The sequence below is a fragment of the Spiroplasma endosymbiont of Nomada rufipes genome (genome assembly GCF_964277355.1).
In the GTDB taxonomy this organism is placed as follows: domain Bacteria; phylum Bacillota_I; class Bacilli_A; order Mycoplasmatales; family VBWQ01; genus Spiroplasma_E.
The window spans coordinates 572,955-597,358 of the sequence record NZ_OZ195517.1; the positions used below are offsets into that span (position 1 = coordinate 572,955).

Annotated in this window: 25 protein-coding genes; 13 read left to right on the forward strand and 12 right to left on the reverse strand. The window is 24.2% G+C overall.

Going from position 1 to position 24,404, the window contains the following annotated elements:
- Positions 1-143 precede the first annotated feature (143 nt).
- On the forward strand, positions 144-1,988 hold the full coding sequence (typA, locus tag ACICQF_RS03090) for a translational GTPase TypA (RefSeq protein ID WP_395473674.1): 1,845 nt from the start codon (positions 144-146) through the stop codon (positions 1,986-1,988).
- Positions 1,989-2,002: 14 nt separating this feature from the next.
- Here the strand turns inward: typA and ACICQF_RS03095 are convergent, their stop codons facing one another.
- The 6 genes from ACICQF_RS03095 to ACICQF_RS03120 form a co-directional block, all read right to left on the reverse strand.
- Positions 2,003-2,167, reverse strand: coding sequence for a hypothetical protein (locus ACICQF_RS03095; RefSeq protein ID WP_338956862.1), 165 nt, complete (start codon positions 2,165-2,167; stop codon positions 2,003-2,005).
- A gap of 105 nt (positions 2,168-2,272) precedes the next feature.
- Entirely contained in the window at positions 2,273-2,419 is a 147-nt protein-coding gene (locus ACICQF_RS03100) for a hypothetical protein (RefSeq protein WP_342257353.1), read from the reverse strand.
- Between the two features lie 117 nt (positions 2,420-2,536).
- On the reverse strand, positions 2,537-2,677 hold the full coding sequence (locus ACICQF_RS03105) for a hypothetical protein (protein ID WP_342274382.1): 141 nt from the start codon (positions 2,675-2,677) through the stop codon (positions 2,537-2,539).
- Positions 2,678-3,108: 431 nt separating this feature from the next.
- The gene (locus tag ACICQF_RS03110; protein WP_338956858.1) at positions 3,109-3,624 is read right to left on the reverse strand and encodes a hypothetical protein; all 516 of its coding nucleotides are present in this window, start codon (positions 3,622-3,624) and stop codon (positions 3,109-3,111) included.
- A 69-nt stretch (positions 3,625-3,693) separates the two neighbouring features.
- The gene (locus tag ACICQF_RS03115) at positions 3,694-3,903 is read right to left on the reverse strand and encodes a hypothetical protein (RefSeq protein WP_342257356.1); all 210 of its coding nucleotides are present in this window, start codon (positions 3,901-3,903) and stop codon (positions 3,694-3,696) included.
- A gap of 56 nt (positions 3,904-3,959) precedes the next feature.
- Complete coding sequence (locus ACICQF_RS03120) at positions 3,960-4,187, reverse strand: hypothetical protein (RefSeq protein ID WP_342257357.1); 228 nt, start codon at positions 4,185-4,187, stop codon at positions 3,960-3,962.
- Positions 4,188-4,469: 282 nt separating this feature from the next.
- On the opposite strand from ACICQF_RS03120, the gene ACICQF_RS03125 reads away from it, so the two are divergent.
- From ACICQF_RS03125 to ACICQF_RS03150, 6 genes are all read left to right on the forward strand, one after another.
- Entirely contained in the window at positions 4,470-5,828 is a 1,359-nt protein-coding gene (locus tag ACICQF_RS03125) for a DEAD/DEAH box helicase (protein WP_339040114.1), read from the forward strand.
- Between the two features lie 19 nt (positions 5,829-5,847).
- Positions 5,848-6,747 carry a deoxyribonuclease IV gene (locus ACICQF_RS03130; protein ID WP_342257359.1) on the forward strand — a complete coding sequence of 300 codons (900 nt, stop codon included), beginning with the start codon at positions 5,848-5,850 and terminating at the stop codon, positions 6,745-6,747.
- Entirely contained in the window at positions 6,747-7,844 is a 1,098-nt protein-coding gene (locus tag ACICQF_RS03135; protein ID WP_338956847.1) for a nicotinate-nucleotide adenylyltransferase, read from the forward strand. Before ACICQF_RS03130 ends, ACICQF_RS03135 begins: the two co-directional genes overlap by 1 nt.
- Positions 7,845-7,975: 131 nt before the next feature.
- Complete coding sequence (locus ACICQF_RS03140) at positions 7,976-8,338, forward strand: DNA methyltransferase (RefSeq protein WP_395472731.1); 363 nt, start codon at positions 7,976-7,978, stop codon at positions 8,336-8,338.
- 72 nt (positions 8,339-8,410) lie between these two features.
- On the forward strand, positions 8,411-9,361 hold the full coding sequence (locus ACICQF_RS03145) for an IS30 family transposase (RefSeq protein WP_395472732.1): 951 nt from the start codon (positions 8,411-8,413) through the stop codon (positions 9,359-9,361).
- A gap of 194 nt (positions 9,362-9,555) precedes the next feature.
- Positions 9,556-9,783 carry a hypothetical protein gene (locus tag ACICQF_RS03150; RefSeq protein ID WP_395472733.1) on the forward strand — a complete coding sequence of 76 codons (228 nt, stop codon included), beginning with the start codon at positions 9,556-9,558 and terminating at the stop codon, positions 9,781-9,783.
- A 1-nt stretch (position 9,784) separates the two neighbouring features.
- On the opposite strand, the gene ACICQF_RS03155 is transcribed toward ACICQF_RS03150, so the two are convergent.
- From ACICQF_RS03155 to ACICQF_RS03165, 3 genes are all read right to left on the reverse strand, one after another.
- Entirely contained in the window at positions 9,785-10,207 is a 423-nt protein-coding gene (locus ACICQF_RS03155; RefSeq protein ID WP_338979630.1) for a hypothetical protein, read from the reverse strand.
- A 231-nt stretch (positions 10,208-10,438) separates the two neighbouring features.
- Positions 10,439-10,960 (reverse strand): transcription elongation factor GreA, encoded by a 522-nt coding sequence (gene greA, locus ACICQF_RS03160; protein WP_252320669.1) that lies wholly within the window; start codon positions 10,958-10,960, stop codon positions 10,439-10,441.
- Between the two features lie 109 nt (positions 10,961-11,069).
- A complete protein-coding gene (locus tag ACICQF_RS03165; protein ID WP_342257257.1) occupies positions 11,070-11,417 on the reverse strand; it encodes an HPr family phosphocarrier protein in 348 nt (115 codons plus the stop codon).
- 227 nt (positions 11,418-11,644) lie between these two features.
- Here ACICQF_RS03165 and rpmB point away from each other — a divergent pair, with 227 nt between their 5' ends.
- The 6 genes from rpmB to ACICQF_RS03195 all read left to right on the forward strand — a co-directional run bounded on the left by rpmB (position 11,645) and on the right by ACICQF_RS03195 (position 17,787).
- Positions 11,645-11,836, forward strand: coding sequence for a 50S ribosomal protein L28 (gene rpmB, locus ACICQF_RS03170; protein WP_395472734.1), 192 nt, complete (start codon positions 11,645-11,647; stop codon positions 11,834-11,836).
- Positions 11,837-12,101: 265 nt separating this feature from the next.
- Positions 12,102-13,067 carry a PstS family phosphate ABC transporter substrate-binding protein gene (locus ACICQF_RS03175; RefSeq protein WP_395472735.1) on the forward strand — a complete coding sequence of 322 codons (966 nt, stop codon included), beginning with the start codon at positions 12,102-12,104 and terminating at the stop codon, positions 13,065-13,067.
- Between the two features lie 14 nt (positions 13,068-13,081).
- A complete protein-coding gene (gene pstA / locus ACICQF_RS03180) occupies positions 13,082-15,103 on the forward strand; it encodes a phosphate ABC transporter permease PstA (protein WP_395472736.1) in 2,022 nt (673 codons plus the stop codon).
- An 80-nt stretch (positions 15,104-15,183) separates the two neighbouring features.
- Complete coding sequence (gene pstB / locus ACICQF_RS03185) at positions 15,184-15,963, forward strand: phosphate ABC transporter ATP-binding protein PstB (RefSeq protein ID WP_395473700.1); 780 nt, start codon at positions 15,184-15,186, stop codon at positions 15,961-15,963.
- A gap of 37 nt (positions 15,964-16,000) precedes the next feature.
- A complete protein-coding gene (gene phoU / locus ACICQF_RS03190; RefSeq protein ID WP_174480791.1) occupies positions 16,001-16,678 on the forward strand; it encodes a phosphate signaling complex protein PhoU in 678 nt (225 codons plus the stop codon).
- Positions 16,679-16,836: 158 nt separating this feature from the next.
- A complete protein-coding gene (locus tag ACICQF_RS03195) occupies positions 16,837-17,787 on the forward strand; it encodes an IS30 family transposase (RefSeq protein WP_395472737.1) in 951 nt (316 codons plus the stop codon).
- Between the two features lie 562 nt (positions 17,788-18,349).
- Here ACICQF_RS03195 and ACICQF_RS03200 read toward each other — a convergent pair.
- Genes ACICQF_RS03200 through ACICQF_RS03210 form a run of 3 tightly spaced genes read right to left on the reverse strand, consistent with a single transcriptional unit; the run spans position 18,350 to position 24,365 of the window.
- Positions 18,350-19,348 carry an ABC transporter ATP-binding protein gene (locus ACICQF_RS03200; protein WP_338959714.1) on the reverse strand — a complete coding sequence of 333 codons (999 nt, stop codon included), beginning with the start codon at positions 19,346-19,348 and terminating at the stop codon, positions 18,350-18,352.
- A gap of 20 nt (positions 19,349-19,368) precedes the next feature.
- Complete coding sequence (locus ACICQF_RS03205) at positions 19,369-23,364, reverse strand: ABC transporter permease (protein ID WP_395472738.1); 3,996 nt, start codon at positions 23,362-23,364, stop codon at positions 19,369-19,371.
- 50 nt (positions 23,365-23,414) lie between these two features.
- Positions 23,415-24,365: an IS30 family transposase gene (locus tag ACICQF_RS03210; protein ID WP_395472739.1), complete on the reverse strand. Its 951-nt coding sequence runs from the start codon at positions 24,363-24,365 to the stop codon at positions 23,415-23,417.
- Between the last annotated feature and the right edge of the window lie 39 nt (positions 24,366-24,404).

Below are 24,404 nucleotides of genomic sequence, written 5' to 3' on the forward strand. Positions count from 1 at the left end.
TCACAAATCATAAGATTTAAATAATTATTATATGTCAAAAAAATCATTTTAAATAAATTATTTTTTTAATTATTTTACTAAATTTAAAAATATTGCGTATAATTTATATAATGTCAAAATTTAAGAATAACGGAGAATGAAAAATGTCTGAACAAGAAAAAGTTTCTGCTGAACAAAAAATTATTAATATTGCAGTGATAGCACACGTCGATGTTGGAAAGTCAACATTAGTTGATGCTTTATTAAAGCAATCAAATATTTTTCATCAAAACCAAGTTATTGTTGAACAAATAATGGATAGTAATGATCAAGAACGTCAACGAGGAATTACTATTTATTCTAAAAATTGTTCAATCATGCATGGTAATACAAAAATTAATATTATTGATACACCTGGTCATGCTGACTTTTCCTCTGAAGTTGAAAGAATTATGAAAACAGTAGACTGTGTTATTTTACTAGTTGATAGTGTTGAGGGACCAATGCCACAAACTCGTTTTGTATTGCAAAAAGCACTAGAACATAACTTAAATCCAATTTTAATGATTAACAAAATTGATAAAAAAGACCAAAGAATTGAAGAAGTAAAAGATGAAGTATTAGAACTTTTTATGGAATTAAATGCTAATGATGAACAGTTAGACTTTCCAACACTTTATGGAATTACTAAACAAGGTATTGCCCAATATGAATTAAATCAACCAAGTGAAAATTTAGAACCATTATTTGAAACAATTATTAAACATGCTAAAATTTCTAAATTAGTAAAATATAATGAGCGTTTACAAATGCAAATTAGTTCATTAGATTATGATAGTTTTATTGGCAGAATTGGAATTGGTAGATTATTTCAAGGTACTATTTCTGAAGGACAAGAAATAATTGTTGTTGATGATTATGATTTAAAAAGAAAAGCTAAAGTAAAATATTTATTTGTTTATCAAGGATTAAAACGAGTAGCTGTTAAAAACGCTGTTGCTGGTGATATTGTTTGCATAGCGGGTATTGAAAATATAACAATTGGTAATACTATTTGTGATAAAGATAATGTTGTGCCAATGGAACCAATTACAATACAGGCTCCAACAATGTCAATGAATTTCCTTGTTAATAATTCACCATTTTCTGGAACTGAAGGTAAACTAGTAACTAGTAATAAAATTAAAGAACGTTTAACAAGAGAATTAGAAACTAATGTTGGTTTAAAAATAGAACAATTATCTGGAAGTAATGCTGATGGTTTTAAAGTTTTTGGTCGTGGTGAATTACATTTATCTGTTTTAATTGAAAATATGCGTCGCGAAGGTTTTGAATTAGGTATTTCTAAACCGGAAGTAGTATTTAAAAAAGATGAAAAAGGACACACCACTGAACCAGTCGAAGAAATTATTTTAAATCATCCTACTGAATATAGTAGTACTGTTATTAATAATTTAAATCTAAGAAAAGGTATTATGACTAATATGGATTCTGATAATGTTCGTGATAAAATTATTTTTCATATTCCAACAAGAGGATTAATTGGATTTGGTCGTCAATACGTTAATATTACTCGCGGAACTGGTTTTATGGTTCGTAGTTTCCTTACATATGAACCATTAAAAGGCGAAATTAATAATAATAGAAATGGCGTTCTAGTAAGTATGATTACAGGGACAACATTACCTTATGCTTTAAATTCTTTAGAAGAACGTGGTACTTTATTTGTTAAACCACAAACTAAAGTTTATGAAGGAATGATTATTGGTTTAAGTAATCGTGATAAAGATTTAGATGTTAATCCTTGCAAAGCAAAACAATTAACAAATACTAGAAGTTCAGGTAATGATGAAGCTGTTAGATTAACACCACCAACTATTTTTAGTTTAGAAAAATCTTTAGAATTTATTGCTAGCGATGAATTAGTTGAAGTAACACCACAAAATATTCGTATGCGTAAAAAATTCTTGACTGAAAATGAACGTAAACAAAATAGAAATAGTAAGTAATACTTACGATTTTTTTAAAGATTAAAAGGATTATAATTTACACAGTTAACTGTAGATACTCAATATTCTGATTCAATATCAATAATATCATTTAAAGACAGAATTTTTTGATTTTCTTGCAATATATCTTCTATCTGTATTGTTTCATAATTAGCAAAGTTATTAACTTCATTAATCATTAATTGAATTTGCTTATCAATAAGTTCTTTATTTTTTTCTTTTCAATATATTTTTTTCTCCTTCTCTTTTTTTTCTAATAAATTCAGGATTTGATTTATTTTTTTCTAAATATTTTTTTGTCTTTCTGCATGTTTTTGTTTTTTAGTTTTAATGTTTTCAAATGAAATTTCTACAAAAATAGTGGGAGAAGGTACAAAAATAGATTCATTTTTTGTTTTTTCGTTATTGTTATTCTCTAAAATTATATCCATATTTTATATTTCCTTTTTAAAATAAATAGTGTATTTATAAACTTATATTAAGTTTATGTTCTTGATTTTATCATCTTTTTTAATTTAGAAAAATAGTTACCAAAATGGTAACTATTTTTATTTTGCTATAAATTTATTATTAATTTTAGTTTTATGTTGGATTGATAAACTTATTTTATTTATTTCATCAATAAAATTATTATCTTTTTCTATATCTCAACCATTTTTTTGATCAATTTCTTTTGTTATTTTTTCCAATTCTATTTTGATTTCTTTTAAACTAGTTTTATTAATATTATTTTTTAATCTCTTTTCAATATTTTGAATTTTTATATCAATTTCATGATATCAAGTGGTATCTAAAACATTGCAAAGTGGTTCTTATACTCAAGCATGGTACATTTTTCTTTCTTCAAATCCTTCTGGAAGTTTTATTTCTTCTTTAATTTCAGCAATTAATTTATATATACTTTTTATTTTTTTAACTTTACTATACATATCTTTTAATCTTCCTTTCAAAAAAATAAAAAACCCATATACTTTAAAAAATAAAATAATGAGTTGAAAACTTAAATTAAGTTTAAAGAATTATATCATAATATCTAGAATATTTGGTGTTAAATTTTTATACATATTTTTAAAAGATAAAAAATAGTTATAAATAAATAAAACTACTCAACTGAGTAGTTTTATTTATCTTCTTCAATTTTTACTGTCATTTCTTGATCATCAAAAACAAATTTAACTTTTTTATCATCTTTTTTATTAACAGCATCACTGGGTTTATCATTTTTTTTATTTTCAAATAAAGGTTTTGGTTTTTTCTTTAATTCTTTTTCATTTTTTAAATAATATTTTTGAACTATATCAAAAAGTTCATTATTTAAACTACCATCTTTATATCTCTTTTTAAATTTATAAAAATACTTATAACGCTTATCTAAAATTATTGATTTAATTTCATTAAAGAGTATAAAAGCATTTCTACTTGAAAATTTATAATTATTTTTACCTATTTTTACTAAATTATCACTTATAATATTGTTTATTTTAAACTTAAATCTTTTTCTTTTAAAAAGAAAAATAACTAAAATAAAAATAAAAGTTATTATTAATAATAATATTGATAATCCTATGATTATTCAGTCCTTTATTGAAAAATCTGATCAATTAACTAAAAACATTATATTTAAATTATTTTGCATATAAATAACCCCCTAAATTTTCTTAATATATAAATTTGCGTCATTTTATAAACAAGTTCTTCTTATCTTTTATTTTGGATAAATTACATTTAAAATTACACTTCCAATAACTAAAGGGTCATCATAAGTCATTTCAACTGTTAAAGTAGTTGGTTTAATGTTCATATTATTATATTTTAAATTACCTAAAATAATTTTTTCTTTTATTAAATTTGATTGTGGATTACTTTCAATTAGTCTCTCTTTAATAACCTCCTTTACAGTTTCTGGACTTGTCATTTTCAATTTGTCTTCAGTTTTTAATTGCAAATTTGTTTTGCTTTTTAAAATTACTGCTAAAATTCGTTTATTATCACTAATTGATGATTGTTTAGAGATCGAACCATTTGATTTTTTTTATTTTTTTCTTCCTCTTCTTCTTCTTTTTCTCCTTCTGTTTCAGCAATAGCTGTCATACCACCAGCAATGGTGGCTCCAATTAAAGCTACAGAGCCGATAAGACCAGCAATAATTTTTGTTGATTTCTTCTTCTTTTTCTTTTCTTCTTCATCTTCTTCTGACATAAATTACAAACCTCTTTTCTAAGCCCTTAAATTTTTTCTAAGTTAATTTTACATGATTAAAAATAATCTATTGACATTTTACTTTTATTAGATTAGAAATTTAGATAAACAATTAGTTGTATAAATTACTGATGTATTTTTTTATTTTTTGAAAATTAATAATCTTAAACATTAAAATAGTAATTATTATTACTTTTAATAAAGTTTTTTATCTTATTTTTTAAAGAACTTAGTAAAAATAAGATAAAATATTAATATTGCATTAAAGAAAAAGGTGAACGTATGTCATTTCAACAATTTAATTTACAACCATGACTAATTGAAAATTTAAAAAAAGAAAAACTAATTAATCCAACACCAGTCCAAACCAAAATCATTCCTTTAGCATTAACTAATAAAAACTTAATTATTAAAAGTGCTACTGGTAGTGGTAAAACTCATACTTATTTAATTCCAATTTTAAATAATTGTAATGTTACTTTAAAAGTAACACAAGCAGTTATTATTACACCTACTCGTGAACTTGCTCAACAAACGTTCAATTTTTTAAAAGCTTTAATCAAAGATCAAAATATTAGCATTGCTTGTTTAGTGGGTGGCAAAGATATTATTCGTCAAAGTAATAATTTAAGTAATAATCAACCACAAATTGTAATTGGCACTCCAACTAGATTAAAACGTTTATATGAACTTAATATGTTAGCAATTACTACTACTAACACTTTAGTTATTGATGAATGTGATATGTTATTTGATATGGGATTCATGGAAGATTTAGATTTTTTAATTACTAAAATGAATAAAAATACTCAAATTATGACTTTTTCAGCAACAATATTACCCCAACTAGTTACTTGATTAAAAAAATATATTACTAATGCTACTACAATTAGTATTGATAACAAATCTCAAAAAATTCAACATATTTTTATTAATCGTCATCATCAAGATAGTAAAAAACAACTACAATCATTATTAACAATGTTTGATCCTTATTTATGTTTAATTTTTGTTAATAACAAAGAAAATATTGAAGAAATTGCAAACGTCTTAATTGAAGAAAATAAAAAAGTAGCAATCTTACATGGTGGATTACCAGCACGAGAACGTTCTCAAACTTTTAAACGTATTAAAAATTTTGAATATCAATATGTTGTTTGTTCAGATATCGCAGCACGTGGTATTGATATTGAAGGGGTATCTCATGTTATCTCTTTACAATTACCGACAAATAATCTAGAATATTATTTTCATCGAGCAGGACGAACAGGACGAGCTAACTATTCAGGTATTTCTTATGTATTTTATGATAAGAGTGATAATTCTACTATTCATAAGTTAAAAAATTTAAACGTTCCAATAGAATACTATAAAATTAAAGATAATAAGTTACTACCAGAAATTACTAATGACAACATCATTGCTCATAAACGAAAAATAGAAAGAAATAAAGAAGAGCAATATGTTATTAATCGCTTTAAAAAAAATAAAAATGTAACTCCTGGTTATAAGAAAAAATTTAATAAAGATTTAGAAGCAATAAAAAAAGAAACAAGAAAACAACACATTAAAGCATCAATTAAGAAAATTAAAAAAACACAAGCAATTGCAAGAAGAAAAAAACTTTTTGATGAAAATTAATAATGGAAGAGGAAGCAAGATGGAAAATGACAAATTAATTTTTGGATCTCATGTTTCAATGAAAGCACCAAAATATTTATTAGGTGCTCTTGAAGAAGCTCTAAGTTATAATGCAAATACGTTTATGTTTTATACAGGTGCTCCACAAAATACAATTCGTAAACCAACCAAAGCATTATTTATTAAAGAATTTACAGAAAAACTAATTGAAAAAAATATTAATATTAATAATCTTATTGTTCATGCTCCTTATATTATTAATCTGGCTAATAGTATTAATAAAAGTACTTATCAATTAGCAGTAGATTTCTTACGACAAGAAATAATTCGCTGTCAAGATATTGGCATTAAAACTTTGGTTTTACATCCAGGTAGCGCTGTTGGTGCTTTACCACAAACTGCTTTAGATCAAATTGTTAAAGGACTAAATGCAGCATGTTTAGAAAAACAAACTGTAAAAATTGCTTTGGAAACAATGTCAGGAAAAGGTAGTGAAGTAGGAACTACTTTTGAACAACTTCAATATATTATTAATAATGTAAAAAGACCCGAACTAATTGGTGTTTGTTGAGATACTTGTCACTTATCTGATGCTGGTTATGATCTTAATAATAATTTAGAACAAGTAATACAACAATTTGATCAACTTATTGGATTAGATAAATTATTAGTTATTCATGTTAATGATTCTAAAAACCCAATCAATGCTCATAAAGATCGTCATGCTAACTTAGGAATGGGTTACCTTGGTTTTCAAACTTTAATTAACATTATTTATCATCCATTGTTGCTTACTAAAATAAAAATTTTAGAAACGCCATGAATTAATGGACATCCACCTTATTTACATGAAATTAAAATGATAAGAACAAAAAAATATAATAAAGAAATTTTAGAATCATTAGGAACTAGCAAATAATGAAAAGAATTGGCATTTTTGGTGGAACTTTTGATCCATTTCATAATCAACATTTAAACATTGCAAATACAGCTTATCATAAACTTTCACTTGATGAAGTTTGAATTTTACCAACAAAACAAAATCCGTTAAAAGACAGTGTCAGTGCCAGCGATCAACAAAGAGTCGATATGATTAATTTAGTTATTAAAAACTATTCTTGAATAAAATTAAATGATTATGAACTAACAAGTAAACAACCTAGTTATACTATTAATACTATTAACTACTTTATTGAAAACTATCCAAATCACAAATTCTTTTTTATTATCGGTTCTGATAATTTATATACCTTAAATAAATGACAAGGAATTGAACAGTTAATTAATTTAGTTAAAATTATTGTTGTTAATCGCCCTCATTATCGTAAAACATTAGAACTAATGTCAAAATACAAGTGTCAAAATTTAGTAGTTCGACCAAGTAGTGATATTAGCTCTGCCAAAATTAGAAATGGTGAAATTATTAATCAAATTGATATAAAAATTAATAATTATATTAACAATAATTTAATATATAGTTATGAGCGTTTAAAAGCAAATTTGGATAACAATAGAACTGAACATTGTATTAATGTTGGTAAAATGGCTGTTAAATTAGCAATCCATTATAACGAAGATGCTAATAAAGCTCTAATTGCAGGAACTTATCATGACCTTTGCAAACAATGAAGTAAAAATAAAATGACTAAATTTTTAACAAAATATAATAAAGAAATTTTACAAGAACCATTTCCAATTTGACATGGTTATGTAGCAGCATTGTATTTAAAAAATCATTATCAGTACCATGATGATTTAGTTCTTCATGCAATTGCTAAACATACTACTGGTGCAACTGAAATGAAACCTTTAGAATTAATAGTATTATTAGCAGATAAAATATCAATTGAACGTAACCATTATTATGTTGAAGAATTAAGAAAACTTGCCTTCCAAGATTTAACTGTTGCTTTTAAATACTATCTAGAAATTTTAAAAAAGCATTTACTAGAACAAAAAAAACCATTAAATAATAAGTTTTTAACAATATATGAAACGTGAAGTAATAAAAATTAACAAATAGTATCTACAGTAAAATACTTATTTATTAATTATTTAATATATAATATTAAAGAAAAGGGAAGTATAATAAACTAAATAGTATTGTAATAATATAAACAAATAATTGTAACTAAGGAGTACTAATAATGAGTTTAGTGAGTAAAGAATTAGAAACCAAAAATGGAAAAACAATTAAACTTAAAATAGATAATTCAAATTCAAATCAAGTTAAAAAAATAAATCTTATTTTTGGAGATAGTTTTGTTGAAATGAAAAAAATGAAAAATGAATTAGTTGATTTTATATTTATCGATCCACCTTATTTTTTATCAAATAATGGTTATAGTGTTAACGCTGGCAAAAGAACATCTGTTAATAAAGGTGAATGAGATAAAAGTAAAGGTTTTCTTGAAAATTATAAATTTCATCAAAAATGAATTAAAGAATGCAAAAGAATTTTAAAACCAAATGGAACTTGCTGAGTTATACTTGTAAGTGCAAGTAAATAAAATTGCAAAAAATTCTCATATAAAAATTTCATAATGCTAAATTTAGTTTAGAAAAAAGTAAGGAGTTTTTATATGAGTTATAAACATCTTGGCATAGATGAAAGGATTTATATTGAGAATCAATTGAAATTTAAATTTAAAATTAGTGAAATAGCTAAAAATATTAATCGAAGTATTAGTACTATTATTCGAGAAATTAATAGAAATAAAGATAATAATCATTATTTTTCATTAATTGCACAAAATAAAGCTGAAAATCGAAAACAATCACATATTAGTTTTCATAAGTTTAAAAATAAGAATTTAGTAAAATATGTACAACAAAAATTACTATTAGGTTGATCACCTGAACAAATTTATGGCAGAATTAAAAATTTTCATAAAGAGTGAGTTATTAGTTTTAAAACAATTTATACTTGAATTTATTTTGGAATGCTTGATAAAGTTATTAGTAAAAATTTAAGAAGAAAAGGTAAAAAACGAAAATCTCAAGAGAATCGTGGCAAGTTTAATGGTAAATCAATTAAAGAACGAGATATAAATGTTAATGATCGTATAACACTTGGTCATTGAGAAGGAGATACTATAGTATCATCACGAGGTAAAAGCAAATCATGTTTAATAACTTTAGTTGAAAGAGTATCACGATTTACTTTAGCAATATTAGTTAAAAACAGAACTACTAAAGTTATTAATAAAAATGTCAGTTATTATTTATCAATTCTTCCTAAAAAAATTGTTAAAACTATTACTTTTGATCGTGGCAAAGAATTTTCAAATTGACAACAACTTGAAAAAAATTTAGATGTAAAAATTTATTTTGCCAATCCATATTCACCTTGACAAAGAGGTACTAATGAAAATACTAATGGTTTAATTAGAGAAAAATTTCCTAAAAAATTTATTTTTTCAAAAACTAATAAAAATGAAGTTCATAAATTTATATTGTCTTTAAATCAAAGACCGAGAAAAATATTAAATTATCTTTCACCAATCGAATATTTGGATAGAAAAATAATTTAGTTGCACTTACCTTTACAATTTAGCAAATAAATAAAAATAAAATAAAACTTATTAAAGAAAACTTTAATAAGAATTTTTGAGTTATAAAAGTAAGTATTATTGTTGACTAATATTTTTGAAGTGTTAAGATTAACTTACAATTGCATATTGAAGTCTAAATTATTCTCGTCTAAACTTATAATTTAAAGACAAATTTGAATATTATTGACAACATCGGTATGCTACCAAAAATAAAGAAAAAATATTTTAAAAATAATAAACAAGGTATTGAAAATCAAGGTGCAAAATGAAATATTGGTTGTTTTACAGAAACTAATATTTGACATGTTTTAAAAGAAATGCTTGGTAATAGAACATATAATATTTTGATTTACATTAAAATGGTTATTTTTAAATGTAATAAGATAAATTTAGAAACATAATTTAATGAATGTAATAATTACTTATTATTTCACAATTTGCAATAGCATCTCAAAAATTATTATTTTTTATTTTTCTTTTTAAGCCAATAATGAAAAAAGCTAATGCTATAATTATAAATATAAAAATCGGCATCACTATTATTAATAAAATAACTCCAATTTGCAATTGAATTCAATTATAATAATTATCATTATTTTGAAAAATATGAAATAAACATATATGATTTGCACAATGACATAAAATAAAATATGTACTATAAATTTTTAAAATATTAAATCCATTTGTAATTTTAATCTGTTCATAATTATTATAACTAAAATTTGAAATACCAATTAATATTAAAGCAATAATAGTTATTAAAATAGTTAAAACAAATAGTAATACAGTTATTAACTGTAATTTTTTAATTGCTTTAAGTTTCATCTTTAAATTCTCCTTAACTTTTACAATAAGTTTAACACCTAGATAACTTAATTATAAGTATTTTAGTTGCAATTTATTGAAAAAAATTATATTATTTAAATACAATTTCATAAAAATCCAAATTATTTCTTGTCTAAGCATAATAAGACTATATATGTTTTAATTTGTTCCGGATTTTTGACAATCTCCCAATGATCACTATTTATTAGTGATCATTTTTAATTAAATTATTTATAATTGATTTTTTACTTCTATAATTTTTACCCTATATGTTTCTTTAATACCTTTAATATCAACAATATCACCAACAACACAATTCATAATTGATACTGCTAATGGGCACTCATTAGAAATTAATCCTTCAAATGGATTACTTTCAATACTTCCAACAATTTTAAATTTTTCTTCTGAATCAGAAACAATTTTACCATCTTTAATTTTTACAATTGTTACTCAACTACCAACACGAACTGCTTTGATATTACTATTTTTACGTTGTTTTTGTTCTTCAAGAATAACAGCACTAGTAATAATCGTTTCAAGTTCTTGAATGCGTGCTTCATTTTTACCTTGCTCTTCACGCGCACTAGTATAATCAGCATTTTCTGATAAATCACCATCAGCCCTAGCTGCTTTTAATCGTTCTTTTATCGATTCACGTTCAACATTAATTCGTTTATATAATTCAGTTTTTAACTTTTCTAAACCTTGTTCTGAAATTATTATTTCTTTATTTTTGTTAATTTCGCTCATTAAATGCCTCCATTTATATAATTTAATATTTTAAGAACAAAAATAATTATATCATAAGGATAAATGGTTTTAAAAAAAGTATTCTTTTGAATACTTTTTTTAAAACCATTTACTTTATTAATTTTTCTTCTTTTAATAAAGAAATAATTTCTGTTTTAACTTCTTCAAGTTTTTTATCTTCTTCTTTTTCATCCATTTTTGTAATAATAAAAGCAATTTTACTAAAATTTTTTGCTTGTAAACCTAGAAAATTAAGAACTGACTTAGCTTTAACTTTAGTTTCATTACCAGTAAGTTTTACTGGCTTCGTAATATCTGCATTATCAGGTAATTTAATGACTTCTACCTCAATATTTTTATACTTACTAATAGAAGCAGCAATTTTGGCTATTGGTCGTGCATGTAAACCAATCTTTTTTTCATCATCAATTTGCACAGCATAAATAATACAATTCATTTTTTTCCTCCAAGATTTCTTAAAAATTTGTATAATATAGTTTATTTATAACATATTTTTTATTTTTTTAAAAAAAATATATAATTTAAATTTTTCTTATTAAAATAATGTCCTAGTAAATATTCAATTTTTTACAAATAAATTTTAATTTTTTTTTAAAATAAATAAATAAATAAATAAATATGGTATTATTTATTAGTTAAAACATTAATAAGGAGAAAATAACTATGGCAAGAAAATGTGCTTTAAGTGGTATTGGTCCACTATCTGGTAACAACCGTTCGCATGCGATGAACTCTTCTAGAAGAAAATGAAATCCAAACTTACAACCAGTAAAAATTGGTGGAAAAACTTTAATGATTAGTGCTCGTACTTTAAAAACTTTAAAGAAAAATAATGCTTTAGATAATAAAAAATAAAGTTATTTTATCTTTTGAATTATATAAATAAAGAATACTAATAAAAGAAAGAAATACTTTTCTTTTATTTTTTATATTAAATTAAAAATATTTAATAAAATGGTATTAAGTTAACTTAATACCATTTTTTAATTACTAAAAAATATTAATAATATAGTCTAAAACCTACATTTTTTATAAAAATGAAATAATTTTTCTAGTTTTTATCAATTATATTGTTATAATACGTGTATGATAAAGAAAACTCTCAGTTGGGTGGATTTATATGCTAAAAAAAAGAATTTTGTCATTATTTTGATTAATCACAATGATTAGTATTTTTATTGTAACTTTAGTTAGTCATAAACCCTATTTTATTATGGGCGGTTCAACTTCAGTAGCACCTTTAATGCATACATTAATGGAAGACTATCCTGATAATCATAAAGAAGCAGATTTTACTTATAACAGTTTAGGTTCAGATGCAGCAGTAATTCCCGTTAATAAAAATATGTTTGGTATTGGCTGACTTTCAAAAGAATATACAACTCCTGATAATAATTTAATTTCTTTTGTTTTATCAAAAGATGGCATGATTCTAGTTTATAATCTACCACAAAAATTCTTAGGTAATGATAAACCTCTAAATTTTACACAAGATAAAGTAAAAAAAATGTATTTATCGAAATCACCTATTTTCTGAAGAGATTTATTTCCACAAAATACTTCAGAACCAAATCAAGGTTGAATCAAACCAACTTGTGACCTCAAAATTTTACCTTATACTAGAGAAAATGGTTCAGGAACACGAGATGTTTTTAATGAAAAAGTTCTGGGTGATTCAAAAGCATATTATCCACAAGTAATAACCGTTAATTCAAGTACACAAATGTTTAATATGTCTAGTGGTGGTGTTGGCTATAGTTCATATTCAGATAAAAAACAATTAGATTCGAATAAACAATTCGCTACTATTCATATTGCTAATTGAGAAAAAATTGTTCCAAGTTTAGATACCATTAAAAATGGTACTTATCAGTTATCACGACCATTTACAGGTTTAATAAATAAAAATTTTAAACAAATTAATACTTTAGTTAAATTTCTAAAATTCTTGTTTATTCCTGACTATCCAGGTCATAACGAATACGTAGTTCCTGCTTTTTCAGAAGCTCAGTACGCACAATCAGCAGTACCATTAACTGAAGAATTGAATAATGATTTAAATCAGTGATTAAGGAAATTTCCATAAAGGAGTATTAATAAATGAAATCCAAATCTTTTAAAAAGTTTTGACATAAAATAACTTTTAATCATTTTAATAAAAATCATGATCCAAAAAATGTTTTTATTAGTGAACAAAAAAAACATACTTATGATTTGATTGCTAAAATTTGTGTATTGTCTATATCTTCATTAGCACTAATTGCCGCTTCATTATTAATTGGTTTTATTATCGGTCAAACATTTAGTAATATGAGTTTTCTAAATTGATTTAAAATGTTAGGAAATAGTAAATGATTACCTAGTGCTAATAGTTTTGGTATTATTGCCTTTATCGTTGCCACTTTTTGAGTTGCGCTATTTTCAATGATACTTGCTGTTCCTTTAAGTTTACTAACATCATTATTTATATGTGAATTTTTACCACCAAAATTAAAAAAAACAACATTAACTTTAGTAGAATTATTATCTGGTATTCCTTCAGTTGTTTTTGGTGCTTTTGGTTTAATGACCATTGGTCCTATTTTTGTAAAAATGGGAGCACCAACCAAAGAAAATATGATGACAGCAAGTTTTATTTTATCAATGATGGCATTACCAACAATTATTTCATTATCTGTTAATGCTATTACTAGAGTACCAAAATCTTATCTATATGCATCATTAGCACTAGGTATTAGCAGGACTGACACTAGTTTTAAAGTCATTTTTAAAGCGGCAAAAACCAAAATCATTGGTGCAATAATTTTTGGATTTGGAAGAGTCATTGGTGAAACAATGGCCGTTGTCATGATTGCTGGTAATAGTACTCTAACCCCCAATTTTGCACACGGTCCACTTGCATTTTTATTTAGTTCAATTTCTACTTTAGCGGGAGTAATTGGACTAGAAATTGGAGAAGCAGTTAGTTCTCAACAAATATCAGCATTATATGGAATTGGTTTATTTTTATTTATTATAGTTTCAATCATTAACTTTATTGTTTTAATAATTTATAAACGTAGTGATAAAAAAGCAAAAGGTCATAAAAAACCACGAAATTATAATTTAAAAAAAATAAATCTATCTGATAATCAACTAATGTTAACTATTAGTGAAAAAACTATTAAAAATCAATGCTGAAAACACTTTAAAGACTATTTTTGATTATTCTTTATGGGGCTAGCTTGTTTTATTACTATGGGATTAATTATTTGAATTATTGGTGATATTATTATTAATGGTATCTTCAACATTAGTGGTAATGCTGGTAGTAGCGTTTTCAATTTTAATTTTGCAGCTTTAATTTGAACAACCGGTGATGAAGGTTACTTATCAATTATCACAATGACATGTTTATTGGTATTAACAACAATTACTATTGCTATGCCATTAGGTATTATTGGCGCAATTTATCTTCACGAATATGCCAAAAATGGTTGATTTGCTTCAATATTACGTTTTGTGCTAAATACCTTATCTTCTACGCCATCAATTATCTTTGGTATGTTTGGATTTACTTTTTTTATTACTTTCTTACAAATAAGTTTCTCAGCAATTGCTGCTAGTTTAACATTAACAATTGTTATTTTACCACTTATTATTAGAGCAGTAGAAGATACATTAAAATCAGTACCTATTGAATACCGTGAAGCATCATTAGCACTAGGTGCTAGTAAATTTGAAACAATAAGAAAAGTAGTTATTCCAGCTGCCATTGGTGGCATTATTACTAGTATGATTTTATCAATGGGTAGAATTATTGGTGAATCAGCACCAGTTTATCTAACATTAGGAAGCACTGTTGCTTTTCCCAATAAAGGTTTCTTAAGTTCAGGACAAACTTTAACAACCCATATTTTATTAGCTAATAAAGAATCAAATGACCCTAATAAATTAGGAATGATGTACCAAACAGCACTAATAACAGTTATACTAATATTTATTTTAAATTTTATAGCAAAACATTTTGAAAAAAGTTTAACAACAGGAATCGGGGTGAAAACAAAATGCTCAATTGAATTATTAAAAGAAAAAATGAAAGCAAGAAAGAATCAGCGAATAGCAATAAAAAAAGAAAAGTAAATGTGATTAAACCTTACTTTTTAAAAGTGAAAGATAAATTTAAGAAAAAATCAAATAACAAATCAAATAATTTATCAAATATAGAAAATATTCCAAAAAGTAATTATGTTTTTACTATTAAAAATTTAAATTTCTTCTATAATCATGGTAAAAAACAGGCTTTATTTAATATAAATTTAGAAATAAGTCGTAATCAAGTAACCGCTTTTATTGGACCAAGTGGTTGTGGCAAATCAACATTACTACGAACTTTAAATAGAATGAATGATTTAATTGATGGTGTTAAAATTAATGGACAAATATTATTCAATAATGAAGATATTTATGAAAATAAAAAAAATATTATTTCATTACGAACTAAAGTTGGAATGGTATTTCAAAAACCTAATCCCTTTCCAATGTCAATTTATGATAATGTTGCATATGGTCCAAAAAATCAAGGCATTAAAAACAAAAAGATTCTAAATCAAATTGTCGAAGATGCTTTAAAAAAAGCGGCTTTATGAGATGAAGTTGCTCAACACTTATTTGATTCAGCATTATCATTATCAGGCGGCCAACAACAACGTTTATGTATTGCTCGTGCTATTGCCCTAAAACCAGAAGTACTATTAATGGATGAACCAACTTCAGCTCTAGATCCGATTGCCGCATCTAAAATTGAAGACTTAATGAATGATTTAAAATCAGACTTTACAATTATTGTTGTTACTCATTCAATGCAACAAGCAGCACTAATTTCTGATAAAACTGCTTTTTTCTTAAATGGAGAAGTCATTGAATATAATAATACTAAAAAAATATTTTCACGACCAAAAGATAAAAGAACAGAAGATTATATTACCGGCAGATTTGGTTAAAAATATATATAATTAATTATAGAGAAAGGAGGAAAAAATGAAAATAATTAACCGTAGATTTGATTTAGATATCATAAATTTAAAACAAAACTTATTAACTTTATTAAAAGAAGTAAAAAAAGAACATAAAGACGCTTTAATAGCAATGGAAACACAAGATTTTGACATGTCAAAAAGAATTGTTGAAACCGATAAAGAAATTAGAACAGTCGCTGAAAGTTTAACAATTACTGCAATTTGAAGTATTGCTCAACAAAATCCTTTTGCTACTGACTTACGTACTATTATTGGCTATATGAATATTATTCGTGATTTAGAACGTATTTCAAATTATGCTAAAAATTTATCCAAATTTAATGTCAAATATAAACCAGAAATTAAATTAACATCTCAATTATCAGGATTAATGAAAAAAGTATTTAAAATGATGGATTTAATTGGTGAATCTATAAATGAAAATGATATTAACAAAGCTTATCAAGCAGCAGAATATGATATTGATATTGATAATCGTTTTCGTGAATCAATGAAAAACATTGTCAATATGTTAAAAGTAAACAAAAATAATGATCAACTCTCTCAATATACATCAACAATGCAACAGTTGAAATATATTGAAAGACTAGGTGATCACTTAGTTAACATTTGTGAAACAATAGTATATATTATTAAAGGTAAATTTTATGATTTATCTTCAACAAAAATATCTGAATAATTTATCAATCAGTGTTAAAATAATTACTTTTTTGCAAGTTTCATTTAAATATTTGCTGAATTATACTTGTAAGTGCAAGTAAATAAAATTGCAAAAAATTCTCATATAAAAATTTCATAATGCTAAATTTAGTTTAGAAAAAAGTAAGGAGTTTTTATATGAGTTATAAACATCTTGGCATAGATGAAAGGATTTATATTGAGAATCAATTGAAATTTAAATTTAAAATTAGTGAAATAGCTAAAAATCTTAATCGAAGTATTAGTACTATTATTCGAGAAATTAATAGAAATAAAGATAATAATCATTATTTTTCATTAATTGCACAAAATAAAGCTGAAAATCGAAAACAATCACATATTAGTTTTCATAAGTTTAAAAATAAGAATTTAGTAAAATATGTACAACAAAAATTACTATTAGGTTGATCACCTGAACAAATTTATGGCAGAATTAAAAATTTTCATAAACAATGAGTTATTATTTTTAAAACAATTTATACTTGAATTTATTTTGGAATGCTTGATAAAGTTACTAGTAAAAATTTAAGAAGAAAAGGTAAAAAACGAAAATCTCAAGAGAATCGTGGCAAGTTTAATGGTAAATCAATTAAAGAACGAGATATAAATGTTAATGATCGTATAACACTTGGTCATTGAGAAGGAGATACTATAGTATCATCAAGAGGCAAAAGCAAATCATGTTTAATAACTTTAGTTGAAAGAGTATCACGATTTACTTTAGCAATATTAGTTAAAAACAGAACTACTAAAGTTATTAATAAAAATGTCAGTTATTATTTATCAATTCTTCCTAAAAACATTGTTAAAACTATTACTTTTGATCGTGGCAAAGAATTTTCAAATTGACAACAACTTGAAAAAAATTTAGATGTAAAAATTTATTTTGCCAATCCATATTCACCTTGACAAAGAGGTACTAATGAAAATACTAATGGTTTAATTAGAGAAAAATTTCCTAAAAAATTTATTTTTTCAAAAACTAATAAAAATGAAGTTCATAAATTTATATTGTCTTTAAATCAAAGACCGAGAAAAATATTAAATTATCTTTCACCAATCGAATATTTGGATAGAAAAATAATTTAGTTGCACTTACCTTTACAATTTAGCATTTTTAAGTCATACTTTAATATGATAATACTTATTATTATTTTATTTTTAATTGTATTAAATTAAGGTATGATTTTTTAATTTAATATTAAAATTTCTAAAAAGGAATGTTTAACTTAATTCTTCTATTTTAATATTACTATTAATATTTTTTTTGTTATATATATTTTGCTTATTTTTATTATATAATAAAGAAATTCCTATTATTAAACCAATTAAATTTAATGTTAAAAATAATAATATGATGCCTAATGCATTATTACTATTACATAAACTTATACCTCAAATTAAAAACACTATTCAAATTACTAAAAATATTCATATAATAAATGTAATTAAACCAATACTCATTACCTTGCACCTTTTTCTTTCTAAAAAATAATTAAACTAAATAAAATATAGTATTTTCTATTAGATTCTTATAATTTAATATTTTTTTCTTTATACAAGTATTTACTCTATATAAATATAAGAAAAATGCATAAAAATATGCATTTTTCTTATATTTATTAAATCAACCCCCATCTATACCCTTTTCTTATGATCAATTTATTTCATTTGGTTTCATTGGTTTTTCATTATTCTTTACACTAATAATTTTACCATTTTTAACGTTAATAACAGTATTTGCAACATATTGGAAGTTAGGATTATGAGTAACCATAATAATTGATGTTTTATATTCTCGATTAACATCCAATAAAATTTCTAACACCTTACGCCCCATTTCCTCATCAAGTGCTCCTGTTGGCTCATCACAAAATAAAATTGTCGGATTTTTTGCTAGTGCTCTACCAATCGATACTCTTTGTTGTTGTCCGCCTGATAATTGACTTGGAAACTTATTCATATGTTCATCCATTTCAATAACTTGAAAAATATCATCAATACTCATATTTTTATTTTTAGCAAGATTTTCACCAACTTCAGCATTTTCACGAGCAGTTAAGTTAGTTAATAAATTGTATTGTTGAAAAATAAAACCAACATTATCTCGTCTAAATTTAGTTAAATGACTATCTTTTAATAAAGATAAATTGTATCCGGCCACAAAAACATCACCAGTATTAGGTTTATCCAATCCCGAAATAATATTTAATAATGTTGTCTTACCACTTCCCGATGGTCCTAAGATAACAACAAAATCACCTAATTTAATTTTTAAATTAACTCCTTTTAATACTTCATATTCTAAGTCTCCAGTTAAGTAAGATTTTTTAACATCAAATAATTCAATAACATTAGTTTGAGTATCAGGAGTATTATTAGTCATTGATATAATTTTACCTGCTAAAATTTCTTTTGAATGAGTTTTTGTTAATTTTTTAATTGCTTTTTGATTATCTTTAAAAGCTTGTAATTTAGCTTTATTAGCTTCTATTTCTTCCTTTGATTCTGGTTTATCATGAGATTTATGAGTTACTGGTGGTATTGTACCTTCGGTTTTAGATACTGACTTCTTTGTAAAACTAGATTCTAACTTATTTTTAGTTACTTGTTCACTTGAATTTTTAGTGTTTTTTTTATCATTTTTCATGTTTTTATTCCTTTCTGCTTTTAATCAATTTCATTTAAAGTTTTAATTGGATTAATCTTCTTCATGGCATATCAATCAATAATAAAGGTTGTTGCATAAATGCCAAAGACAATTAAACCAACCACAAGCGGTAATCATCAAACAAAGAATAATGGTAAAACCCATGTTGTATTAGCAGCTAAATAGTTAAGAATAAACTTAACAATTATTCATCCTACAGGAAAACCAATAACAAACATAACAGCAATCACTGGTAAATACATACCAATAACAATATTAGTTATTTTTGCATCACTATAACCAAGTGTTTTCATTGTTGCTATTGTTTTACGATTTTCATAAATTACTAAATTACTTGTTAATAAAATAATAAAGAACGAAATGATTAATGAAAATATAATAAATGCAACCAATACTGTATCAACTAAAGCAGTAATTTGATTTAACAACTGATGATGGATATCTTGTGGCGTAATATTAACAGCACTACCTGCACCATAACCTTGATAAGTACCAGAACCATCAGTACCACCATTTAAACCAAAAGCACTGTAATCTCCATACATTTGCGAAGTTGAAAATGAATTAGTTATATCTGGTAATGATTGCGAATTTGAAAATTTAAAATTAAAGATTGGATTTTCATTTTCAAATATTTGATTAAGTTTATAAATAACGGGATCATTTAATTGATTAAGAAAATTTTGATATTCATTAAATGATTTTAATTTACCAAAATCAACATCACAAGTTGTTTTTTTGTCTTCTCATTCTTTTTTAAATAATAAAAATAAAAATTCTTTTGTTTTATTAAATGATAAAACTTTATCAGAATTAGTTTTACTAATATAAGTATTAGGTTGACCATAACCATTATATATACCAACTACTTTATACGTTGGTGTTTTAGAACTTATCTTATCATTATAAGAATTAACAACCTTACCAGCAGTAACTTCTTTTAACATATTTGTAGCATTAATACCCATATTATCATAAGCCCCATCCTTTAACTCATCAACTTGTGTATAACCAGTTTGTTGTTTTAATAATGTTACATTATTAACATTTTTACTATCACCAACAATGTTATCAATATTAATTTTATCCAAATCAAAAGGTTTCAATTTATTATTATCTTTAAATTTCATAGTATTACCATTACTACTCATTTTAAATTCATCATTTATTTTTAAATTTAATTGTTTAGCAATTGTTTGATTAATAACAAGACTAATACTATCATCACTATTTTCTTGTTCTAAAAGTGGATTTAATGAAGAACCTCCAGCATCATATAATTGCATCATTGAAGGTTTGCCTAACTGTTGTTGATTTTGTAAACCATAAACTTTCATTAAATATTTGTTCTGTTTAAATAATTTTTCAGGAGTACCAATAAAGTAAGTTCCTAATTCATCAGTTTCTTTATCAAAAGGCACAACATTAAAAGCAACATTAAAAGGAGCATTGGGATCACTATAAGCTTTGGCAATATTTTGACGAATAAAATATGGGCTTTTAGTATAAGCACCTTGCACTACAGTTTGTCCCATTATATTATAAAATAAAGCACCAAATCAAATTCCAACTTTATTAATTCAACTATCACGCTCTTTGTAACTAATTTCAGATGCATTATTATTCAATAATTGTGTTTCATTAGTTAAATGTCACGGATATAATTTATCGCTAGTATCAAAACTTAAATTATCAATATCATTAATAAAAGTAGGACCCTTACTTGAGGCATTTTTGTAAGCAGGAATATTAGTATTTGCTCAATCTTTGAATTTTGTAATATCTAAATCATTAGGATTAGTACTAATCTTACCAGTCTTCGAAATCGTACCACTAATATTCATTGCCACTGTTGTTCGATAGTTTTGATAAAATTTTCTAATAATATTATAAGTATTCTCACTATAAAAACTGTTAATATTAGTATTTTTTAAAACTGTGTCATACATTGGTAATGCATTTGGTCAAGCCATTTGTACCATAATTCCAACAATCACAGAAGCATCTTTAATATCACTAGAATCTAATCCATTTAAAAAGTTTTTAGTAAGCATTTTACCATTTAAATACGTTAAACCAGTATATCCTAAATCACTAATAGCAGCACCGGGATTAGATTCATCTGACATTGGAGCATATGCTTCAGCATTAATATTATTTTCTAATAATTCTTTAACAAAAGTATCATTTAATGGTCCAGAATTATCAAAACGTGGTGGATGTCAATATGTATCACCAGTAGTACTATCAACAGTAGAAGTATAAGTTCAATCATCTTTATTATTTGGATTATAAGTTTTATAAAAACTATATGGAGAATTATAAGTCGGAATGTCATATTCAACTAAGGAGTGATAATTCATACCAGTAAAAGAAAGTAATTTATTATCAGCCATAATTTTTGGACCAATAATAGATGTTGTCATTAAAGTTGTTCCTAAAAACATAGTTAATGCTGCTGCTGCCATTTTTCCAATTGATGATGTAAATAGTGATAAACGGAATCTTGTTAAAAATCCACGATTAATACTTTTTGTTTTAATAATTCGACTAAAGCGAGAATTAACAGTAGCTGATTCGTTTTTAATTAAATCTATTGGTTTTTTAATAACTGTTAAAGCACTAATAACTCATGCAATAATTGATAAAAAACCAAATATTAAAATTAAACAATATATAAATCCTAAACCATTAAAAATAAAATGACCAAAATCTAGATTAAAATAGTTGGCAAATGTTTGAACTATAATTACTTGTAAACCACTTGCTGGTAAAAACACTAAAATAGTACCAATAAGTGCTGCTACCATTGGATAAGCTAAAGATGTAATTAAAATTTTAATATTACTATAACCTAATGATTTTAAAATTCCAATTTGTGTTCGTGAATTATCAATATTTTTATAAGTAATTAATATTACTGTAATTCCTGTAATAATTAAAACAATTAACAATAAACCAATTAATAAACTTTTAAATCCAATAATAGTTGCATTCAAAGTAGCAGTACGATTATTAAACGTATACTTATTATTTCCTAACTTATATACTAAAGCAGCATCAGAATCAATAGTATTAATATATTTACTTCTTAAACTTTGTGAAATTAATTTAATATCATTAATTTTACCTATTGTTGATTTTCCAACAAAATAAATTTCGCGATCATTATCAGAAGAAATTGTGATTTTTTCATTAGCTTTATCATATGATCAAATATAATTATTTTTTTCTAACCTTTTACTTAAACCAAATTGCATTTGATCAACGTATAATAAACCTTCACGATTTTTATTTGGAATTGGTGTAGTTTGATCAATAATTGGGGTTGTGAAATCAGCAGATACACCATATCCAACAATTTTTAATCAATTATAACTACTATAAACAGCATCATTTAAATCATATCCTGAAACTTTTAAACTACTTCCTAATTGATCTGATTGCACACGAATTGTATCATTAATATGCAAATTATTTTTTTGAGCAAATTCTTTATTAATAACTACCTGTTTTCAACTTGGAGTTTTATCTGGATTATTACTATCTCCTATTTGATAACCATCACTAATGATTAATTTATCAATACGAGCATCTTGATTATAAGTTAATATTTTTAAAATTCTAGGATTACTATTATTATCTAATTGCATAGTTCTGCCTTCAACACGATCTCATATAAATTCATTACCAGCATAATTCGCAATATTGTTAATATCAAAATCATTCTTTTCATCAACAGCAGTTGTTGATGTTGAGATTTTATTAGAAATAGTTTTTGGAGTAGTATTAGATAAATCAATAACAAAATCATGTAAATTAGATTTTGCAACTAATGTTGAATATTCATCAGAAATTCTTGCTAAACTTGTTTGCATTAATGAAAAAATAGTTGATGATAATAATACTAAAACAATTAAACCAACTAATTGAATTTTATTACGAAATGCTTGTTTAAACGCATTTTTAAAAAGCAAAAATGATTGTTTTTTCATATTCCTTCTTCCTTTCTTTTAAATTTGCTAAATTGTAAAGGTAAGTGCAACTAAATTATTTTTCTATCCAAATATTCGATTGGTGAAAGATAATTTAGTATTTTTCTCGGTCTTTTATTTAAAGACAATATAAATTTATGAACTTCATTTTTATTAGTTTTTGAAAAAATAAATTTTTTAGGAAATTTTTTTCTGATTAAACCATTAGTATTTTCATTAGTACCTCTTTGTCAAGGTGAATATGGATTGGCAAAATAAATTTTTACATCTAAATTTTTTTCAAGTTGTTGTCAATTTGAAAATTCTTTGCCACGATCAAAAGTACTAGTTTTAACAATGTTTTTAGGAAGAATTGATAAATAATAAATGACATTTTTATTAATAACTTTAGTAGTTCTGTTTTTAACTAATATTGCTAAAGTAAATCGTGATACTCTTTCAACTAAAGTTATTAAACATGATTTGCTTTTACCTCGTGATGATACTATAGTATCTCCTTCTCAATGACCAAGTGTTATACGATCATTAACATTTATATCTCGTTCTTTAATTGATTTACCATTAAACTTGCCACGATTTTCTTTAGATTTTCGTTTTTTACATTTTCTTCTTAAATTTTTACTAGTAACTTTATCAAGCATTCCAAAATAAATTCAAGTATAAATTGTTTTAAAACTAATAACTCACTCTTTATGAAAATTTTTAATTATGCCATAAATTTGTTCAGGTGATCAACCTAATAGTAATTTTTGTTGTACATATTTTACTAAATTCTTATTTTTAAACTTATGAAAACTAATATGTGATTGTTTTCGATTTTCAGCTTTATTTTGTGCAATTAATGAAAAATAATGATTATTATCTTTATTTCTATTAATTTCTCGAATAATAGTACTAATACTTCGATTAAGATTTTTAGCTATTTCACTAATTTTAAATTTAAATTTCAATTGATTCTCAATATAAATCCTTTCATCTATGCCAAGATGTTTATAACTCATATAAAAACTCCTTACTTTTTTCTAAACTAAATTTAGCAT